The organism is Salinivibrio siamensis (assembly GCF_001996005.1).
Lineage (GTDB): Bacteria > Pseudomonadota > Gammaproteobacteria > Enterobacterales > Vibrionaceae > Salinivibrio > Salinivibrio siamensis.
Map to the genome: position 1 here is coordinate 15,544 of NZ_MUFB01000004.1, position 20,013 is coordinate 35,556.

16 protein-coding genes are annotated in these 20,013 nt (G+C 51.3%); 5 read left to right on the forward strand and 11 right to left on the reverse strand.

Annotation, left to right across the window (positions count from 1 at the left end):
* Window positions 1–27: 27 nt before the first annotated feature.
* From prpC to BZG73_RS03235, 3 genes are all read right to left on the reverse strand, one after another.
* Window positions 28–1,179, reverse strand: a complete 1,152-nt coding sequence (prpC, locus tag BZG73_RS03225; RefSeq protein WP_077667565.1) for a bifunctional 2-methylcitrate synthase/citrate synthase — start codon at window positions 1,177–1,179, stop codon at window positions 28–30.
* A 114-nt stretch (window positions 1,180–1,293) separates the two neighbouring features.
* On the reverse strand, window positions 1,294–2,163 hold the full coding sequence (gene prpB, locus BZG73_RS03230) for a methylisocitrate lyase (RefSeq protein ID WP_046073371.1): 870 nt from the start codon (window positions 2,161–2,163) through the stop codon (window positions 1,294–1,296).
* 37 nt (window positions 2,164–2,200) lie between these two features.
* Window positions 2,201–2,914, reverse strand: a complete 714-nt coding sequence (locus BZG73_RS03235) for a GntR family transcriptional regulator (RefSeq protein WP_077667566.1) — start codon at window positions 2,912–2,914, stop codon at window positions 2,201–2,203.
* A 229-nt stretch (window positions 2,915–3,143) separates the two neighbouring features.
* Between BZG73_RS03235 and BZG73_RS03240 the strand changes: the two genes are divergently transcribed.
* Window positions 3,144–3,755 carry a YitT family protein gene (locus tag BZG73_RS03240; protein ID WP_046073373.1) on the forward strand — a complete coding sequence of 204 codons (612 nt, stop codon included), beginning with the start codon at window positions 3,144–3,146 and terminating at the stop codon, window positions 3,753–3,755.
* 180 nt (window positions 3,756–3,935) lie between these two features.
* Window positions 3,936–4,808: a ferric iron reductase gene (locus tag BZG73_RS03245; protein WP_158075261.1), complete on the forward strand. Its 873-nt coding sequence runs from the start codon at window positions 3,936–3,938 to the stop codon at window positions 4,806–4,808.
* On the opposite strand, the gene BZG73_RS03250 is transcribed toward BZG73_RS03245, so the two are convergent.
* Together BZG73_RS03250 and BZG73_RS03255 are read right to left on the reverse strand one after the other, a co-directional pair.
* Complete coding sequence (locus BZG73_RS03250; RefSeq protein ID WP_077667568.1) at window positions 4,805–5,920, reverse strand: endonuclease/exonuclease/phosphatase family protein; 1,116 nt, start codon at window positions 5,918–5,920, stop codon at window positions 4,805–4,807. The genes BZG73_RS03245 and BZG73_RS03250 overlap by 4 nt on opposite strands.
* 29 nt (window positions 5,921–5,949) lie before the next feature.
* Complete coding sequence (locus BZG73_RS03255; protein ID WP_077667569.1) at window positions 5,950–6,435, reverse strand: 3'-5' exonuclease family protein; 486 nt, start codon at window positions 6,433–6,435, stop codon at window positions 5,950–5,952.
* A 317-nt stretch (window positions 6,436–6,752) separates the two neighbouring features.
* Between BZG73_RS03255 and BZG73_RS03260 the strand changes: the two genes are divergently transcribed.
* Window positions 6,753–7,208: a methylglyoxal synthase gene (locus BZG73_RS03260; RefSeq protein WP_046073377.1), complete on the forward strand. Its 456-nt coding sequence runs from the start codon at window positions 6,753–6,755 to the stop codon at window positions 7,206–7,208.
* Between the two features lie 51 nt (window positions 7,209–7,259).
* Here the strand turns inward: BZG73_RS03260 and helD are convergent, their stop codons facing one another.
* Window positions 7,260–9,335 (reverse strand): DNA helicase IV, encoded by a 2,076-nt coding sequence (helD, locus tag BZG73_RS03265; RefSeq protein WP_077667570.1) that lies wholly within the window; start codon window positions 9,333–9,335, stop codon window positions 7,260–7,262.
* A gap of 244 nt (window positions 9,336–9,579) precedes the next feature.
* Between helD and yccS the strand changes: the two genes are divergently transcribed.
* Together yccS and BZG73_RS03275 are read left to right on the forward strand one after the other, a co-directional pair.
* Window positions 9,580–11,838: a YccS family putative transporter gene (yccS, locus tag BZG73_RS03270; protein ID WP_077667571.1), complete on the forward strand. Its 2,259-nt coding sequence runs from the start codon at window positions 9,580–9,582 to the stop codon at window positions 11,836–11,838.
* Window positions 11,839–12,079: 241 nt separating this feature from the next.
* A complete protein-coding gene (locus BZG73_RS03275) occupies window positions 12,080–13,249 on the forward strand; it encodes a Card1-like endonuclease domain-containing protein (RefSeq protein WP_077667572.1) in 1,170 nt (389 codons plus the stop codon).
* 100 nt (window positions 13,250–13,349) lie between these two features.
* On the opposite strand, the gene udp is transcribed toward BZG73_RS03275, so the two are convergent.
* The 5 genes from udp to BZG73_RS03300 form a co-directional block, all read right to left on the reverse strand.
* Window positions 13,350–14,114 (reverse strand): uridine phosphorylase, encoded by a 765-nt coding sequence (gene udp / locus BZG73_RS03280; protein ID WP_046073381.1) that lies wholly within the window; start codon window positions 14,112–14,114, stop codon window positions 13,350–13,352.
* A 222-nt stretch (window positions 14,115–14,336) separates the two neighbouring features.
* Window positions 14,337–16,652: a zinc/cadmium/mercury/lead-transporting ATPase gene (locus tag BZG73_RS03285; protein ID WP_077667573.1), complete on the reverse strand. Its 2,316-nt coding sequence runs from the start codon at window positions 16,650–16,652 to the stop codon at window positions 14,337–14,339.
* A gap of 167 nt (window positions 16,653–16,819) precedes the next feature.
* Window positions 16,820–18,046, reverse strand: coding sequence for a sodium/glutamate symporter (gene gltS, locus BZG73_RS03290; RefSeq protein ID WP_077667574.1), 1,227 nt, complete (start codon window positions 18,044–18,046; stop codon window positions 16,820–16,822).
* A 475-nt stretch (window positions 18,047–18,521) separates the two neighbouring features.
* On the reverse strand, window positions 18,522–18,938 hold the full coding sequence (locus BZG73_RS03295; RefSeq protein ID WP_046073384.1) for a CBS domain-containing protein: 417 nt from the start codon (window positions 18,936–18,938) through the stop codon (window positions 18,522–18,524).
* A 138-nt stretch (window positions 18,939–19,076) separates the two neighbouring features.
* Window positions 19,077–19,871, reverse strand: coding sequence for a DUF2927 domain-containing protein (locus BZG73_RS03300; RefSeq protein ID WP_158075262.1), 795 nt, complete (start codon window positions 19,869–19,871; stop codon window positions 19,077–19,079).
* Between the last annotated feature and the right edge of the window lie 142 nt (window positions 19,872–20,013).

The following is a 20,013-nucleotide window of genomic DNA, read 5'->3' on the forward strand; positions in this document are numbered from 1 at the left end:
GATTTYAATYGGGTGAATACGCGCTGATTAGGGGCGCTGATCGATAGGTAGCCAATCTTGGTGYTCAGGGCCGTCGTAATCGGCACTKGGGCGAATAATGCGGTTATTAGCGCGCTGCTCAAACACATGCGCCGCCCAGCCCGTTACTCGGCTCATAACAAAAATCGGGGTAAACAACTTGGTCGGGATCCCCATAAAGTGGTAGGCCGATGCGTGATAAAAATCGGCATTGGGGAACAAGCCTTTTTCGCGCTTCATCACCTGCTCAACCCGCTCAGACACGTCATAAAGCCAAGCGTCCGGTGCGTTTTCGGCAAGCTGTTTCGACCAATGCTTAATAAGCGCATTGCGGGGGTCTGATTCACGGTAAATCGCATGGCCAAAGCCCATCACTTTGTCTTTGTTGGCGAGCATTTGCATTAGCCCGGCTTCAGCGTCGTCAGGCGTTCGCCACTGCTCGAGCATCGCCATCGCCGCTTCATTGGCACCGCCATGCAATGGGCCGCGCAAGCTGCCGATGGCCGCCGTAATACAAGAGTGCAAATCGGACAAAGTGGACGCACACACACGGGCAGTAAAGGTCGAGGCATTAAACTCATGCTCAGCATACAGCACCAGCGAGCAATGCATCACGGATTCATGCAGTGGCGACGGGGTTTCGTCAGTGAGCATTTTGAGAAAGTAACCGCCAATGCTTTTCACCTCCGGCTGATAGGTATCGACTCGCACACCATCATGCGAATAGCGGTACCAGTAACAGATAATGGCCGGCAACATCGCTAACAGGGTATCGGTTTTATCCGCTTGCTCACTAAAGTCGGTTTCTTGATCCAAGTTACCCAGCATCGAGCAGCCGGTACGCATCACATCCATGGGGTGCGCATTGGCAGGAATTCGCTCCAGCACCGCTTTTAAGGCGTCAGGTAACCCCCGCTTACCGACCAAGGTTTCTGTGTAGTCAGCCAGCGCTTGGCGATTGGGGAGTTGGCCTTTGAGTAGCAGGTAAGCCACTTCCTCAAATTGGGCGTGATTGGCTAAATCGGTAATGTCGTAACCGCGATAGGTTAATCCAGTACCGGTTTGTCCCACCGTACACAAGGCGGTGGTGCCGGCACTTTGGCCACGAAGGCCTGCGCCGGAGATGGCTTTGTCTTTGGGTGCGACGGCGACATTTGTCATGATTGGCTCCTTTCCTTTGATGCCATCAGATTCAACCGCTGCATGAATCCGTGAACGTGGCGATAATTCCAGTGGTGTAACCGACGTTTTCACACCGTGGGTGTACGTTCGTGATCACTCTTTTCCAAATAAGCGATCCAATTGTTGTTCGTAGGCGTGATACCCCAAGAAGTCATAGAGGGCATCACGGGTTTGCATGGTGTCGACCACGTTTTTCTGGTGGCCATCATCCAGCAAGTGTTGATACACATTGAGGGCGGCTTGGTTCATGGCACGAAACGCAGAGAGCGGATACAGCACCATGCTGACCCCGACGCCCGCCAGCTCTTGGCTGGTAAACAGTGGGGTTTGACCAAACTCGGTGATATTCGCCAGCACCGGCACCTTTACTTGCTCGACAAAGGCTTGGTACTGCTCGAGTGTTTGCATGGCTTCGGGGAAAATCATGTCCGCCCCTGCTTCTACGTACGCTCTGGCGCGGGCGACAGCACTGTCCATGCCTTCCACCGCCAAGGCGTCGGTGCGCGCCATGATCACAAACTCAGGATCGGTCCGCGCATCCACCGCGGCTTTAATGCGGTCGACCATTTCAGCTTGGCTGACAATTTCTTTGTTGGGACGATGACCGCAGCGCTTTTGCGCCACTTGATCTTCCATATGCACCGCGCCTGCACCGGCCCGCTCCATTTCGCGAATGGTGCGAGCAATATTGAGCGCGCCGCCAAAGCCGGTATCAATATCCACTAGTAAGGGCACGTCGGTTGCTGCGGTGATCCGGCGGACATCTTCCAAAACGTCGTTGAGAGTCGTGATCCCCAAATCCGGTAAGCCATAAGAGGCATTGGCAATTCCACCTCCAGAGAGGTAAATGGCTTGATGCCCCACTCGCTCTGCCATCATGGCGCAATAGGGGTTGATTGTGCCGACGACTTGCAGCGGAATATTGTTGCGCACCGCTTGGCGAAAACGTGCACCTGCACTCATAGTATTCTCCTTGTGAACTCATGGCTTAGCGGATTAATTAATCGGTAATTTGCTGTTCAATCAGTTGGCGACTGCGCTGAATATGACGACGCATCAGCATTTCGGCCAACTCGGCATCGCGCTCTCGAATTGCCGCCAAAATCTGCATGTGCTCTTGCAACGCTTGCTGGGGGCGAGAATGCGCCCGGGGCGATTGAAAGCGGTACATCCGCAGCAAGTGGTACAACTCACCGCACAACAGGTTGATCAGTTTCTGGTTATGACTGGCTTTGATGATGCAATAATGAAAATCAAAATCGCCTTGTTGGTGAAAGTAGGCCGCCCCCTCCACCCGTTCGATATAGGCATGGTGGGTGTCGAGCACTGCACTTAACTGCTCAATTTCCGCATCGGTGATGTGTGCGCAAGCCAGTCTTGCGGCCATACCTTCTAACGCTTCTCGCACCGCATAAATCTCAGCCAGTTGACGATGCGTGAGAGTCACTACCCTTGCCCCAACATGAGGGACGCGCTCTACCAAACCCAAGGCTTCGACCCGCATCATGGCTTCACGCAGTGGCCCTCGGCTGACGCCAAATGCAGCAGCCAACCCCGCTTCCGATACCTTGGTGCCCGCTGGATAAGTGCCGGTGACAATCGCCTCGATAAGTTGCTCGGTCAGACTGGCTGACTTGGTGGGCTCTCGTGACTCAAGCTGCGCCGCTTGCACGCTCTGATCGATAAATTGATCATTTGTCGACAATAAAGACATAAAAACCGCCTAAAAACTTCAATAAAGCCAGAATAGAACAATATTGTAGACAATGTGGATTAGACTTTGGTCTGTAGACACCGACTTTTATCGTGATCAAAGCCACAACGTAAATGATAATGTACGCATTGAGTTGTTATTCACTTGTTATCAAACGAGCGTTTGACTCGACCTATCCGAACAACGGCGTATGGTGTAGCGGTCGTTTTAATAGGGATAGAACGCAAATATGGATAGAAATCATTCCAAGCGTGAAAACGCATTAGCGTTACTGATTGGCAGTAGTTTGGTGTCACTCGGCATCTTCTTTTTCAATCAAGTGGGGTTACTGACCGGCGGTACCGCTGGGCTAGCACTCTTTTTACAACGGATCACCGATTTCAGCTTTGGTGAGCTTTTCTTCGTGATCAACCTGCCTTTTTATTGGCTCGCCTACACCCAAATGGGCAAACGCTTCACCATCAGTACCTTGGTTGCGGTCAGCATCGTTTCATTCGGTGCGGATCATCTAAGCGCCGTATTAACTATCAACAGCATTCATCCTGTGTATGCGGCGCTGTTTGGCGGCGGCTTAATTGGCATGGGCATGCTGGTGATGTTCCGCCATCAATGCAGCTTGGGCGGATTTAACACCTTGGCGTTGTTCTTACAGCAACGATTTGGTATTCGCGCTGGGAAAGTACAAATGGCGTTGGATTGCTCGATTGTGGTGTTGTCGCTGATGATCGTTGACCCATGGCTGATAGCCTTATCTGTCGCCGCGGCGATTACCACCAATCTCGTACTGGCCATGAACCACAAGCCTGGACGCTATCAAGTCCAGCCTCCTTCAACCGCATAATGGCGGTGAGTGTTGAGAGGCGAGTTTTCGCCTCTCTTCCCTCAGGCTCCATCCGCTTACGTCTGGTGTGTTATTCGTGCCATCGTCGCCACTCGTATGCCTAAATACGAATCACTCTTACAATTGATTGCCGTACATGCTAAATTTCGCTTTTTTGGCGCCTATCATAAAGGAGTGTTGATGAACGCGGCCGATCCTAGCGTTGATGTGTTACCACTGCCCGCCACGGTTGCACTGTCCCCTTTCCCCGCTGCTTTAGGCTTGTCTGTGATACCAGATGATGTAGTGGGCACATCACTTCAAGAACAGCTCACGACTGAGCACGGATTGACGCAGTGTTTTTCCGCCGTCAACGCCACCTATGGCGATGCAGATAACCGCGCCCAGGGCACACTTTTTATCGGCGCCTATGCCTATGAGTTTTTGCTTCCGGTGCTGGCAAGCTGGCTACAGGCTGGACAGCTTCCCTCGCTGGACTTAGATAACTGGCAAGTTAAATACGAGCCTACCCGTGTCACTAAACCGAACGGCGAAGAGCTCGTTTATCACAAGCCGCATTTTTATCTCAATGCCTTGATTGGTTGGGAACAGCCTGCGGCAAAGGATTGGCAGGCTATTTTGCATGGCGCCTTATTACGGCATTTTTCGCCCATCGTCGACGCGGTGGCGGAGCAAAGTGGCATGCGTGAAGGACCACTTTGGAAAGTGGTTGCCGATTCAATCTGTATTGCCTTTTTGATGGTGGGTAAACATCGTGATTGCGAGCAAGCCGCGCGTGACGCAGCTCTATCTATCGTCCATCAACGCGGCACCCCACTTTATAGCAAGCGCAGTGGTTTCCACGATGTCACCGTCTACGACCCGAATGACACCCAAACCGTGCTGCAAACCCATAGCTTCCGTCTACGCGGCGGCTGCTGCCGGATCTTTACCGTCGATGATCACAGTTATTGCTCAACCTGCTGCTTTTTAAAGCCTGACGAACAAGCTAAGCGCCTTGCAGAAGTCGCGTGTCAGCGTGAAGGCGTGGCGCTGGACACGCAGCTTCGCTAACTCAGCGCCACATCGACCCAAACAAGACGATGATCGGAGTGAGCCCGCGCATTTTCTTGGCCGTTTTTATCACAAATCAGTGGGTAGTCGACATCATTAGGCGCAGGCCAAAATACGCCGGAGGCTTGCACCGCGAGCTCTCGCGAAGGTAGGACATAATCAAGGCGCAGCCCGCCGTTGTGGGTGGCGATTGCCCGCCCTTTCCCATCGATAAAGCGAAAGGCGTGAGACAGTGCCGCCTCACTTTTTGGCACCTGTGCGCCGACAGCGACCTCTGGATGCACACGCGGATGATTGAGCAAAGCGCCAATGGCTTGTTTATCTCCATCGCCGTAGCTCGGATCCGCATTTAAATCGCCAATCACCACAAACGGCGTCTCGGAAGCAAGTCCGCCGCGGACGCCCTTGTCGTCCACCAGCCAATCGGCGTTGTCTAAAAGGCCAATTAGTTGGTGAATTTCATCACTGTTGCGCCGCCAGTTACGCTTTTCCGGTCCATCAAACACGGGCGGTGTGGGATGACAGGCCACCACTTGTATTCGATGTTCGCCGACCCGTATCGGCACTGACACCAAGTTTTTTGAGGCGAGACGCAGCGCCTGTTGTGCTTGTTCGGTGTAATACTTCGCAGGAAGCTGATGGCGAGGCAATTGATGCCACGCAAAGTGCTGCCAAGTGCGAATTGCGGCATCTTCGATGGGGTAACGCGATAAAATCACATAGCCAAATTGACCATGATAGTCGCCAAAGCCATGGCATTGCTGGGCACGATTTAAGCGTTGGTGATCACTGACCGGCACCGTTAATTTTAAGCCCGTATTGGTGGCCGGCAAATAGCGATACGGATAATCAATCGGCATTTCACCGTGTTGCGATTGAGCCAAATGCCGCTCACAAAATGCGGCGAGCGCACCATCGTCGCCACCGCTGCCCGGATGATCAAACTCGCAAAGCACCGCCACATCAGGACGCACTCGTTGTAGGGTCGCGGCGAGATTTCTAATTTGTCGGCTGGGGGTGGGCGCTAACATCTGTGCTTTAATGTCACCGGCTTGACGTCCGGCTAGAGACAGGTTGAATTGTGCCAACCTAAGGCTTGAAGGTGCTGTCATGACATCCCGATAATGTGCTGAAAGAACCCCTATTTTAACAAGCTATCAAGGGCGCGACGAATTTGCCGCGCATCTTCTTCTGCTCGATGCGGTGTCGGCCCCAAAGCCTCCATTTCGCGACTAAAATCGCGCCGATCGAGATCGCTGTGCTTTTTTAGCCACTGGTTTACCTCCATTAAGGTGAATGAGGGGCGCATATAACAGGCTTTATAAAGCCGCCCCATCCAAAACAGATCCCACTGGCTGTCGCACAATACATGCTCAAAGGGGGCAAGGGTTTGGTTAAGGTGCTGGCATACTTCTAACACACTCATCCCTTCACTAAAAAGGCGCTCGCGGGAGATCCCATGAATTCGGGTTTCGGCTTCTTTGTCCCAGTGGTGCCAATGTCCACTGGCGGTGGAAGGGTCAATCAAAAAACTATGGCTGTCGCCATTTGGTAACACGTACCCGACCTCAATCGGGTAAGACACTAACGACAAACCGGATGCTTCAAAATCCAGTGTCACCCACATACGCGTACTCCTTGCTCATAAACACTCCTGCATGACTAGGCACTTCCATTGCCTGATTACCTAACTGTAGCCTTTTTGTTGCTACTTGGACGGGTTGTCGCGCTACTTTTGCGTGCTTGATTAACAAGTGGGTGAAAAAATAGATGTTATTTCATCTGCTTGGCTATTTTTTTATTGATAATGTGATAATTCTGACAAGTGACCGTCAGAGTTTGACCGTTGTACGATATATTTCATCGCCGGATTGATTTAGGCTTCGGTAAATGCTGCTTCACGCAGTTTGATAGCAACCACCTTGTTAACGAGGGATGATAGGTATGAAGCAAACGTCTCGCACCATGCTTGCGCGTAAACACGTGGCGTTAGTGGCGCACGATCACTACAAAAACGCCTTGAGCGAGTGGGTACAAGAGAATAAAGAGATACTGAGTCAGCATGAGCTTTATGCTACTGGCACCACGGGGCATATTCTTGCGCGAGAAACCGGATTAAAAATCACTCCGCTTATCAGCGGCCCAATGGGTGGCGATCAGCAACTCGGTGCGATGATTTCTGAACAAAAAATTGATGCGATGATTTTCTTTTGGGATCCGCTCAATGCCGTGCCACACGACCCAGATGTCAAAGCACTACTGCGTGTCAGCACGGTTTGGAACATTCCCGTTGCCACCAATCGCTCAACCGCCCGTTTTCTGATTACCTCCCCGCTGTTCGGGCAAGAGGTGGATGTTCAAATCCCCGATTATCAAGCCTATTTAGACGAGCGTTTGTAGTACTTGCCCCACGCTGTGAGTCATTCGCTGACAGTGTGGGTTATACACCTTCTAGAGATACCCTTTGAGCTCCTCAACAAATGATGAGGCATGACCTTTTTGGTGTACTAGCCACACTTGTTTTTGTGCGCGTGTCAGGGCGACATAAAACAGTCGTCGTTCTTCCGCGTGCTCAACCGGCTCTTCATTTTTCCCTAATAACGCCTCATCGAGTGAAAGCGAGCGTGGTTTGGCGGGAAATACGCCATCATCCATGCCGAGGATAAACACATAGTGCGCTTCTTGGCCCTTGCTGGCGTGTGCGGTGGTATAGCGAAGCGCCAATGAAGGATACGCATTTTGCCAGCTTTCTAGTGCGTCAGGACGGATGGCATGCGTGCGACCAATCAGCATCACACTCACAGCGTGCTCTGCTTTAGCATGCTTTTTCTCTAAGCTTGCCAGTGTCTTTTCTAGCTTATCGTCAGTGATCACCTTGATCGATTTGGGTGTTTTCGTCGATGCCTTGTCTCGCGCGTAATCTAATTGTTTGCTGAGCTGTTTAGGGTTTTGGCCAATAAATTGTTGTGCCACACTCCCCAAGGTAGACGGGTAGCGATAACAGGTGGTCAGCCAGCAAATTTCACTGTCACCGAAACGCTGTGCAAACTCGGTGGTTAAACTGACGTCGGCACCGGCAAAGCGATAAATGGCTTGCCAATCATCCCCCACGGCATACAAGGAGGCGCGTGGTGATTGGGTTTCACTGTCCGTTTTACCGTGACACAGTGCCTCGAGCATCGCCAACCGTGCCGGGGAGATGTCTTGATACTCATCGACCATCACAAACTGAATAGGCGTGACGAATTTTCGCTGCTGAAACAACTTGGTGGCTTTTACGATCAAACCATCAAAATCAACCGCCTGCTCCGCTTTTAGCGCCTGTTTGTAGGCTTGGTACAACGGCCAAATCACCGCCAGTTCATTTTTTAACGCACTCTGCTCATCAAAGCTCGCCAATCTATCGGTCAGGGCGCGCTTGGTGGTATTGGCTTGGATCACTCGAGAGAGACGCGACCAAATCCAAGTGTGCAACCGGTTTTCATGGGCACAGGCGCTGAGCTCAGCATTATCATCAAGTGGCAGTGCGTGCTGCTGATGTAATTTGTCCCATGCTTTACGGGTAGAGGACTGTTGCCAGTGTTCGGCGAGTGTTTGGGTCAGCCATGCCGATTTCGCCGTCTCATCACTGGCGAGTGGAGAAATAATCGGCGCCTGTCCTTGGTGTTCAGCAAGTTGCTGGCGGGCAAAACCATGGAAGGTGGTTACATTCACTTCATGGCCCGTTTTGGTCTTAATCCGAGTTTTGAGCTCGGTGGCGGCATCTCGACCAAAGGCCAGCAACAAAAGCTGCTCAGGCTTGGCTTGACCGCTTTCAATCAAGTAGGCGGCGCGTGCTACCAACACGCTGGTTTTACCGCTTCCGGGCCCAGCCACCACCAAGGTATGAGATTCATCAGTAAGCACGGCCTCGCGCTGTCCCGCATTCAAAGGCGACGACTCAACCTGATCAAACCAGGTTTGCCACTGGTTAAGCATCGCCGCTTGCCACTGTTGATTGCGGGCTTTCAGCCAGCTTGAATCGGCCTGCAACACAGGCGCTAACGTGGTGGCAAGGCTTTCGTCCAAATTGGCTAAGAATGAGACGGGTATCCCCTCGCCTTCCAGCTTATTCAATACCGTTTGCTGCGCGGTGCGTAATTGTGTGACACGTGCATAACCTGGCGCATTCACCAGTGCATCAAGCTCTGCCAGTAAACTGGGGCGTATCATTGCCAGCCGTTTTTGATAACGGGCGATATAGGCTTGATAGTGGCGATAGATAGTTTGTCCCGCCTGTTGGGCGTGATCCCATGGCAAGCCAAAGACCTCGAATGGCAGTGGGTCGCCCTCTTCGGTGTAACCGGTCAGCGAAATCGTGCCCCAAAGCAAACCACGCGACACCCGAAGTTGCCCGTCCCATGCTGAGAAAGGAATGTATTGGCGATGGTGGCGAGACTCCAGCAATAAACCATCATCTTCTAACTGCAGGCTATAATGATCGCCATAAACAAGCCATTGTGCCCAACGGTTGGCCGTAAGTTTCATATCTCAACGTTATTCAGCGAATAGCGCACGCGTTGTGCCCTAAAAAGATGCTTGGCATGCTACTTCTCAAGGCTCGATAAATCAATTCACTAGCGCGATGCCACTGCCTACGCACTGCGCTGACAACGCGAAATTGACCTGCCGCAACCATTTTCTTAATCCATGACAAAATACCCGATTGAGGCTTAGTTTCTGGTCCCGTTTCTGCTATCTTGCCAGCATTGTTGGCCGATCACCGTTATTTATGTCTCTTTCTCTGCCACGTTTACCTTTCCTGCCGCTCGCCGTGCGTGAGTATTGGGCGAACCATCGTATTAATGACAGCATTCGCGTCCTTATTGCCCTAATGGGGGTAGCGCTTTATGCGGGGTATGCAGACCGTACGGATATTGTCACACCGCTGGTGTTGGGCGTGATTGCCTCGGCGTTGGCAGAAGTGGATGACCACTTTTGGGGGCGGGTACGAGCACTTGGCGTCACACTCGTTTGCTTCACGGTCGCCGCCTTTTCTGTCGAACTGCTTTACGACACGCCTTGGTTATTTGCCATTGGTCTCACACTATCGAGTTTCGGTTTTATCATGCTGGGTGCGATCGGTGAGCGCTATGGCACCATTGCCTTTGCCTCTTTGCTTCTCGCGGTTTATACCATGCTGGGGATGGAGCAAGGCAGTGATATGTGGTTACAACCTATGATGCTGCTGTCAGGCGCACTCTGGTATGGGCTGCTATCGCTAGTATGGATCCTCATTTGGCCTCACCGCCCTGTGCAGCATCGGCTCGCGGCGGTTTTTCGTCAAACGGCGACGTACATGGAAACCAAATCCCGTTTATTTCATCCCGTGGCTGAATTGGTTCCGCAGCCGACGCGTATCGCCGCCGCTAACCAAAATGCCCAAGTGGTGGCGGCGCTAAACCAAGCAAAAGCGTCATTGCTGACACGTGCGCGGCGTGGCCGACTCACACAGCGCCATCAAACCTTGCTACAAACCTATTTCATTGCTCAAGATATTCACGAGCGTGTCAGTTCATCCCATTATCGTTACCAAGATCTGGCGGCGCATTTTTTCCATTCCGATATCCTCTTTCGCTTTGAAGCCTTATTAAACGCGCAAGCTCAAGCCTGCCGGGATGTCGCTCAAGCCATGTCAATCGGTACACACTACCAGCATCCGAAAACAGGCCAACAAGCGCTCATGGCAATCAAACAGTCGATGGCCTATTTGTCGGCACAAGAGGAGCAAAACAGCACTCGCCTCGCACTGCTGCAGCAACTCGATTTTCTCTACAAAAACTTGGAAACAGTAGAACAACAACTCGCCAGCTTGAGCCACTTAGCTAGCACGGACAATCTGCAAGAAAGTGAACTGGCCGACCCTGATGCACACTCGTTGGGGGAAATGGCTTACCGCATTCGTCGACAGCTCACGGTCAAATCATTGCGGTTTCGTCATGCGGTGCGTTTGTCCTTATCACTGCTGACCGGCTACGCCCTGATCCAAGGGCTTTCGCTAGAGCACGGTTTTTGGATTTTGATGACCATTCAGTTCGTGTGCCAAACCAACTATTCAGCCACCCGCAGTAAGCTTAAAGAGAGAGTATTGGGCACCGTCGCCGGTCTACTCTTGGGCGTACCGGCGCTCTATCTCTTTCCAGATCCCAGCAGTCAACTGGCGTTGATGGTGATCACCGGTGTGCTCTTTTTCGCGTTTCGCACCGTGCAATACACCCTCGCAACCTTGTTTATTACGCTGTTGGTATTAATGTGCTTTAGCCAATTCGGCCAAGGCTTCGCTGTTATTCTTCCCCGCCTTGGCGATACCGTCATTGGCAGCTTGATTGCCGTCGCGGCCGTCCGTTACGTGTTACCCGACTGGCAAGCACACCGTTTGCGCGGGATCATGACCGAAGCCTTGCAAGCCAATCGAGACTATCTTGCTCATGTGATTGCGCAATACCGCGTCGGTAAGCGCGACAACCTGGCTTATCGTATCGCTCGACGTCACGCCCACAATGCCGATGCCGAGCTCACCACCGCTATCAGTAACATGCTGGTGGAGCCTGGACGCTATCGCACCAATATAGAAGAGACCTTCCGGTTCTTGTGTTTAAACAACGCAATGTTGAGCTATATTTCGGCCCTCGGCGCGCACCGTAGTCGCATGGATGATGAAGTTAATCACCAAAAAATGGCGCAACTCCATCGTGAGATTCATCAATCACTTAACACACTGACTGAGCGTTTGGGTCAAGCATTGCCAGCAGAGTTACCCACCCAAGTACCATCCACTGGCACCAAGACACCCGCAGGCGAGCCTGTGAGCATTGATGAGCACCACGCCAATGACGCTAACGCATCGCAATCACCTTCGTACGCGCCTGTTGATAACGCGCCGCTAAGCATGGTGCTGCAACAGCTACACTTAATTCGACGCATGTTGCCTGAGCTAAATAGTTTGACAGAAACACTGCGCCAGCAAGCACTTAAGCAAAGTCGCGCCTAGAAGGAAGAAACACGGTTACACAGGGTTAGCTCGGCACTGTCACGTAAAAGGCGCGGTTATTGCTGAGTTAACAGGACGGATATCACGTCAGCGCTGTGTAAAATTACACTTATTTACGCAGCGAATGGTTGAAAGCCTGACCGCGAGGCCGGATATTAATAGTTACGCCACCTGTTGAGGCTGGCAACTATACTGATAATTAAGCGGCCTAATGCCGCCTCGTAGCCCGCCTGGAGCAATTATGGCTATTCATGTAGGAATCATCGACTCTGACCCCGTCCGTCTCGTCACCCCTGTTTTACATCAGCAATTGCCTGTGAGTAAGCTGATACTCATTGGCACACTGGAGCAAGATCTGGAGTTTGAGCGTTTAACACGTGTGTTGGCACCCAAGGGGATTGAAACCGAGTTTTTTGAAATCTCGGACGATATCAATATTCGTGAAGTAAAAAGCCAAGTGAAACAACTGGCAGAACAGCTCAGCAACGCTTCTGAAGACATCCTTTTTAATGCGAGCTGTGGCCTGCGCCACCAATTACTCTCCGCTTATGAAGTATTTCGTACCTATCAGTGGCCCAGCTATGTAATTGAGCCCTATAGCGACGAGCTTTGTTGGCTGTACCCTGACGGCCTCCCCCAGCAACAAGTGGAAGACCATATTAGTCTCACTGAGTATTTAACGGTTTTCGGCGCGCGCTGTGAGCACCAAGATGACCAAGTTACAGGTTGTTTAACCAATGACATTTACCGGTTAGGGGAAAAGTGGGCCAGCAATGCCTATGAGCTCGGTCCAGGCCTAGCCACTTTGAACTACCTCGCAACCACGTGTCGTAAAGAGCAACGTTTAGACGTCGCGCTTAGTGAGAAGCAGCAAGGTTATCGCGAGCTTGGTATTCTTCTCAATGACCTCTCGGATGCCGGCTTAGCCAGTTATGAGCAAGGGGTGCTGACATTTAGCTGTGAAGAAGCGCGACGTTTTGCCAACGGGGAGTGGCTAGAAAGCTACGTGCACCACACTGTCACTTCCATCCAACAGGAGCTTCCCACCATCCAAGACAGTGCCCTCTCTTTACAGGTATATCGTCAAATTGGTGAGCGCGAGGTGCGCAATGAGTTAGATGTTGCCATGGTGGTGAATAACAAGCTGCATATTATTGAATGCAAAACCAAAGGCATGTCGAGCGACGGCGACGATACCCTATACAAGCTGGAGTCCTTGCGTGATTTGCTCGGAGGGCTGCAGGCGCGCGCGATGTTGGTAAGCTTTAGGCCATTAAGGCATCACGATATTACCCGTGCCACCGATTTAGGCTTAGCCTTGATTGGCCCTGATCAACTGGCCAACCTGCGTACTCATCTTTATGACTGGTTTATCGCAGCGGGCGGGACGATTGAGGTAAGAACGAGCTAAACGCTTGCGCGAAGCAATAGGACAGGTTCGCTAAACGGTCGACAATAAAAAAACGCGGTGCCCGAGGGCACCGCGTTTGGGTAGGATAACGAGGTCTCGCTTATGACAGAAGCTTTCGTGCAGCCTCTACCACGACTTTAATCGAGCGCGCTTCCGTCTCTTTCAAGGTTGCATGATCTGGGGTCTCTTTCTGTGTGCGGTTGATAATCACGCCCGCCACGCAACCCGCTCGCAGGCCGGAGCTCGCACACATGGTCAGCAATGTGGCTGATTCCATCTCAAAGTTCAGCACACCCATGTCCTGCCATTCTTGCATTGAACCTTGGAAACGACGCACAACACGGCCGCTAAAGGTATCGTAACGCTCTTGACCTGGGTAGAAGGTATCACTGGATGCCGTCACGCCAGTGTGAACCGTCGCACCATCTTCATCAACGGCGGCTTTCATGGCCGTAGCGACGTCAAAATCGGCCACCGCAGGGAACTCCATTGGTGCAAAGTGCGTACTTGCACCGTCAAGGCGTACAGAGCCGGTGGTCACAATCATGTCACCGACATTAATGTCAGGCTGAATTGCCCCGGTCGTGCCCACACGCAAGAAGGTGCCAACGCCAAGTTGTGCCAACTCCTCAACCGCAATAGAGGTCGATGGGCCACCGATACCCGTTGAGCAAACCACCACAGGTTTGCCATCAAGCCAACCGAGGTACAAGGTATACTCACGCTGTGAGGCGAGAAACGTGGGTTTTTCCATCAAGTTAGCAATTTTTTCTACGCGCGCAGGGTCGCCAGGAATAATCGCCGTGGTTGCGCCTTGAAGATCCGCTTTTGTTACGCCAAGGTGAAATACAGGGGTATCAGACATCATTCGTCTCCTCGCTGGATGGTATCATCCGCATTAGAATCAATGTGATGCCTACGTGAGCAGGCATCAACGCGTTATTGGTTATGTGGTTAGGATACCCAAATTTTACGCCTTTTGTGTGACCACCATCGACCTATTACCATATTGAATATTACAGATTTCAGAATTTAGAGATCGTTATCACTTTATAAAGGCAAAAGCAGACAGCCTTTGCCCTGGTTTTTAGCGCGGGTCACGAAGTAAGCGTAGCGCATTCAGCGTGACTAACGCCGTGGCCCCGCTATCAGCCAGCACCGCGACCCAAAGTCCTGTGATACCGAGTACACTCGTCACCAAAAACACCCCTTTAAGCCCTAATGCGATCGTGATGTTTTGCCGTACATTCGCTTGGGTCGCTCGCGCCAGTTGCAGTACTCTTGGTAACTCGACCAGCCGGTTATGACTCAATGCCGCCTCAGCCGTTTCTAGCGCCACATCGGTACCACTTCCCATCGCAACACCCACGTGAGACGCTTTCATGGCCGGTGCGTCATTAATGCCATCGCCAACCATGGCGATACGATATTGCTCCGCCAGCGCTTCTACCGCCTCAACCTTGTTCTCCGGCAGGAGCCCCGCGCGGTAATCAATATCCAGTTCGCGGGCAATTTCAGCGGCTGAGGTCGGGTTATCGCCGGTCAACATCACAGGCTGGATGCCCATAGCGCGCAATTGCTCGATGGCTTCTCGCGCATCATGTCGCAGTGTATCTCGCCAGCCGATCATCCCTTGTGGTTGCTCGTCAATGAGCACAACCGCAACCGTCACCCCGCGCTCGGCCACCGATTGGGCCTCTTGATATTGCGCGTGGTTTAACGTCGACTCTGCCACTTTATCCAATGCAACCAACCTGACGGCTTGTCCTTCGACCATGCCTTGCACGCCACGGCCAGCATTCGCTTGAATATGCGAGGCATCCGGTACCGATAGACCACGCTCGGCGCTATACAACACCAAGGATTTCGCCAAGGGGTGGTGACTGCCACGCTCTATCGCCGTCGCCGCTTGAAGCAGAGCGCTCTTATCACCGTGCCATGCGCGAACATCGGTCACCATGGGTTTACCTTCGGTCAAGGTACCTGTCTTATCCAATGAGACGGCATTGATACTGGCGAGTGTCTCTAACGCTGCTCCACCTTTGATCAAAGCGCCACGGCGTGCCGCGGTGGCAAGCCCTGAAGTAATCGCCGCAGGTGTCGAAATCACGAGCGCACATGGGCACGCGATCAACAATAGCGCTAACCCTCGGTATAACCATTCTTGCCAGCTGGCGGCAAAGAACAGGGGTGGAATCACCACAACCAGCGCGGCGAGCCCAATCATTGCCGGCGTGTACCAGCGACTGAACTTGTCAATAAATCGCTCAATCGGCGCTTTTTTCGACTCGGCCTGCTCGATGAGACGCAAAATACGGTCAATGGCATTTTCGCCCTGTGCGGATGTCACGGTCAGCTGTACGGTTTTATCAGTTGCCAAGCTGCCCGCCATCACGGTATCACCCGCGTCGATATCGACGGGAATAGGTTCACCTGTCAGCGCACTTTGGTCGAAACTGGCGGCACCTTCCATCAGTTGCCCATCCGCGGGGAGCCGCTCACCGGCACTGATTTCAATCCGATCACCCGGCTCTAGATCACTGGCCGCGACTGTCTCACGCGAACCATGACGATCAATCCGCGTCACGGTTTCTGGCACTAACGCCATGAGTGACTGGATACCATCACGGGCACGTGTAGAGGCATACCCCTCTAACCGCTCGCCAATAAGAAACAGCACAAGTACCATCGCCGCTTCCGTGGTTTCTCCCAGATACAGGGCCCCGATGGCTGCAATGCTCATTAAGGTTTCTATCGAAAATGGCGATCCTTGGCGGGCAAGCCGAGCCGCTTTAAGCACAATGGGTGCCAGTCCGACTACAGTCGCAGCAGTAAATAACCAATCGGATAAAGAAGCGGACCAATAATCTAGTCCCCAAGCCACCAACATCATGCCCATTAGACCAAACAGCAGAGCATCATCACGCCATTTCAGCCAGCCAGAAGGCGCAGTGGCGGTTTGATTCAAGGGAACCAGCGGAAAACCGGCTTTTTTCGCGGCTTGCTGAATCGCAGAGCGAGTATCGATTGTTGGCGCTTCGTGAGTCAAAGCGACGCGTAGCTTTTCAGTCGCAAACAGCACTTGTGCGCTCTCTACACCCGGCGTGGCATGAATCGCCTTTTCAAGTTTGCCAGCACAGCTTGGACAATCCATACCGGTCACCCCCCACTCATGGGTTACAGAGGACCATGACGGGGATGACGCCGAAGATGCATTCTCGCAGGTATCGTTACACGAGGTGTGAGGCCTGTCGGGGTCGTCATCGCCCGCACTGCCCTCTCCGTCTTGGTGACTTGCACAGCAGCTCGACGCTTGGCAGCTATTCGTTACCGTCTGCGCAGACTGAGAAACCGTTTGGTGATGTGGCTGATGACAGTGGTGATGTCCACAATGCTTACACATGATCGACTCCTTCTTTGGTCGTTGTGTCATTATCTTGTGGTCAGTATAAGGGTTGGAGCCCACTCCAGAGTCAAGCGCTTATCGAAACAACTCTCATTTGTTTTGCCAAACGCTGCACAACAGCAGGAAAAAGATGCGCCCAGCCATGATGGCTGAGCGCAATGCGCCTATTGGATAATAAAAATATAGCCCTGTAATATTAGGAGGTTAACAATATCGATAAAGAAAGCCCCCACAATCGGCACCACCATAAAGGCTTGGGGCGCGGGACCGAAGCGATTCACAATTGAGCCCATATTCATTACCGCGGTCGGGGTGGCGCCAAGGCCAAAACCACAATGCCCGCCAGCAATAACGGCCCCTGTATAATTGCTCCCCATCAGCTTAAACGTGACGTAATAACTGAATAAACCGATAACCACCGATTGAATCGCCAAAATAATTAAARATGGCACCGCTAAGTCGAGAATGTTCCACAGCTTGAGCGTCATCAGCGCCATCGCTAAAAATAAGGATAGAGAGACGGTCCCTACCATATCCACGGTTTCTGACTCTAGCTTTCTGAGTTTAAAGACCTCTAGCGTATTCGTAACAATCACACCCAAGAATAAAGCATAAACAAAGTCAGGTACCATGAGCCATTCAATATTAAACCCGTTTACCCACTCAGATAAATGGCGAGCCCCCGTAATACAAAGTAGTAAAATAAATAAGACTTCAATGACTTTCTTCGCTGTTACTTTATCTTCTTCATTTTCATTGTAAGTCACAAGTTCGGGATATTTTTCGTGTGTTGTGGTGCCACGCCCATATTCAGACTCAAGCTGATGTTTATTAATCAAACGCTGAGCAACTGGACTACCAATGATACCGCCAATCACAAGGCCGAGTGTTGCCGACGCCATGGCAATTTCGAGGGTACTTTGAATACCATACTCATCGGTTAATATCTGTGCCCAAGCGGCGCCAGTACCATGCCCGCCGGACAGGGTAATGGAGCCAGCGACCAGTCCCATCAGAGGATCCAAGCCAAGCATCGACGCAAAACTGACACCAATGGCGTTTTGTATAATGATGTACACAGATGCGATGGCAAGAAACCAAAATACCTTTAAACCACCTYTTACCAATTGTTTATAATTTGCTGCCAGACCAACGGTAGCAAAAAACATCAACATGAACGTATCTTTTAGTGGCAGACTAAACTTAAAATCGATACCGTTGTAATGTAATACAGATATAACACACGCAATGATTAACCCGCCCACAATCGGCTCTGGGATATTAAACTTGCGCAATGCGGGGATTTTTGAATTAACAAAATGGCCTAAAAAAAGGACACCGATGGCAATCAGGAATGATTCTAGCGCACCAATTGAATTGAGTTGATACATATAACCTCTTTGTTTCTCTCACCTCATCCTCCCTGATTATTTAATTTGACCTTTGTTTTACCTCATTTACGTTCACATTAACGTCAATACGGGTTAGCCACACTTCACGATACTCCAGCATCCTGCTTATCGTTTTGCTGCCGCGCTTGGGCTTTTTTACGCCTCAACCTCGCGATAACTGCCCGCTACCAATGGGCAGCACAATAGCAGAAAAACGTAAAACAAGCACCAACAATCGAACTATATATCGCCATATAGCAAGTAACTACTTAAATAGGCAGGATTAAAATTGACTTACCAGCACATAAGACTGAATGAAAAACAACCACAATTCGTTCGGTTTTTGTACTTGGGCAGCGATAAAGCGCGGTGAGATAGTCGTAAGGTAGGAGGAGAGAGCAAGAGAAGCGACGCGGGTATCAATACTAAAATCGGCGCACCTTACCCCGATTGTAAGGTGCGCAATTAACAAACCTCAAACAGGATGGGTAAGACATTCACCCATTTGCATACTGATGGCTCTTAAGACATCCCGCCGGGTGATAATACCCACCAACTTGCCCTCGTCGACCACGGGGTACAGTTTAGGTTTGGTCGGCGCCATCATTTCAGCCAATTTGATAATGCTATCCTCAGATTCAACCGCCAAGGCATTACTGGTCATGCAATCAGCCACGGCGTGTGAATCTTGACAGTGATAGCTGTCGCGCAATAGCTGTTGCAACATATCTTGCTCAGAAATAAAGCCAACCAAACGCTTGTTAGCATCCACCACAGGTCCACCGGTCTGCTGACTGCGGAGCAGTTTTTCCAGTGCACTGGAAAGCGGCATATCCGGTGAAAAGGTTACCGGGCGTTTATTCATATAATCTTTAACGGTGATCGACTCCATGTCGCCTCCCTTAATCGTCATGACAATCTGTTGTCCAGTACTTTAAGTGTTGTCGAAGTTGGCGAAATGTCTAAATCACTTTAAACAATTTGTGTTATTGAGCAAACCAATGGATAAATAGCTCGATCTATCGGTGGGCTACCAGCCGAGTAAACGATAAAGCTCACCGGTTTTTACACTTCGGTGTGCATTATCGATGGTGCCATCACGAGCCCACTGTTCAACGACAGGCCGAATGATAGCTTGCGCCGTTTGCCAATCTTGCCCTGCTTCTATCTCGTCGAGATACAACAATCTTAGCAGTAAGCCATCCAGCCCAGTCAAAAGCTGCTGTGGCGTGCGGTCATTAAAAATCGATGGAAAAACCCGGTCATCGTCATTAGGCAGTCCCATCACTTGGGTCAACTCTTCCACCACACAGGCCACGAGCTTCCCTTTGGATCGCGCCAAATCAACGGGAATAACGACCGCTGCATAACGAATCGCACCCTGCTTATTGACTCTAAAATTAGCAGCACAAACGGCATCTTGTAACGGGGAGACATCCGCATTGGCAAATTGCTTGCGCGCATCATCTAAAAAGCGGTCGTGATTAGTAAACATGATGGTGAGATTGGCGCGCTGCGGAATGTCGGTGGGGGTAAAGTCGATGCCAGTTAGCGTTTCGAGGTGTGAAACGTGATATGTGACAAGATCATCATGCAGCTGGCTCTCGTTGATTGGGTGCGCCACATGATAACGGATCGGGCCTTCCCACTTGCGGACGCCTTGCTCACCTTGCACATACTCACTTTTAAACGCAATACGATAAAACGCATCGACAATAAAATCAGGCGACTGCCAAGCCCGTTGGTTGGCCATTACAGGCGTCACCGTTAAGCACAAGGCTAATAACACCATCCGCTGAAAAAGCCGCCAATATGAGTGACTCACAGTATTACTCCCGATATCGAATCCCTTAGCTAGCATAGTCGCGAAAGTGCAACGCTTGAATCATTTTTTTAACAATCGCTAGCGTTGTCTTTTATTTTGTGCATAAAACGTAAAAACCTAATATCAGTTCCATTTTTCTAGA

Bases quoted from the DNA above. Each gene is read 5' to 3' on its own strand.
- BZG73_RS03285 (WP_077667573.1), bottom strand. From the start codon at position 16,652: ATGTGTAAGCATTGTGGACATCACCACTGTCATCAGCCACATCACCAA.
- prpB (WP_046073371.1), bottom strand. From the start codon at position 2,163: ATGAGTGCAGGTGCACGTTTTCGCCAAGCGGTGCGCAACAATATTCCG.
- BZG73_RS03235 (WP_077667566.1), bottom strand. From the start codon at position 2,914: ATGTCTTTATTGTCGACAAATGATCAATTTATCGATCAGAGCGTGCAA.
- yccS (WP_077667571.1), top strand. From the start codon at position 9,580: ATGTCTCTTTCTCTGCCACGTTTACCTTTCCTGCCGCTCGCCGTGCGT.
- BZG73_RS03295 (WP_046073384.1), bottom strand. From the start codon at position 18,938: ATGGAGTCGATCACCGTTAAAGATTATATGAATAAACGCCCGGTAACC.
- BZG73_RS03250 (WP_077667568.1), bottom strand. From the start codon at position 5,920: ATGACAGCACCTTCAAGCCTTAGGTTGGCACAATTCAACCTGTCTCTA.
- udp (WP_046073381.1), bottom strand. From the start codon at position 14,114: ATGTCTGATACCCCTGTATTTCACCTTGGCGTAACAAAAGCGGATCTT.
- BZG73_RS03275 (WP_077667572.1), top strand. From the start codon at position 12,080: ATGGCTATTCATGTAGGAATCATCGACTCTGACCCCGTCCGTCTCGTC.
- BZG73_RS03260 (WP_046073377.1), top strand. From the start codon at position 6,753: ATGAAGCAAACGTCTCGCACCATGCTTGCGCGTAAACACGTGGCGTTA.
- BZG73_RS03240 (WP_046073373.1), top strand. From the start codon at position 3,144: ATGGATAGAAATCATTCCAAGCGTGAAAACGCATTAGCGTTACTGATT.
- helD (WP_077667570.1), bottom strand. From the start codon at position 9,335: ATGAAACTTACGGCCAACCGTTGGGCACAATGGCTTGTTTATGGCGAT.
- BZG73_RS03245 (WP_158075261.1), top strand. From the start codon at position 3,936: ATGAACGCGGCCGATCCTAGCGTTGATGTGTTACCACTGCCCGCCACG.
- BZG73_RS03255 (WP_077667569.1), bottom strand. From the start codon at position 6,435: ATGTGGGTGACACTGGATTTTGAAGCATCCGGTTTGTCGTTAGTGTCT.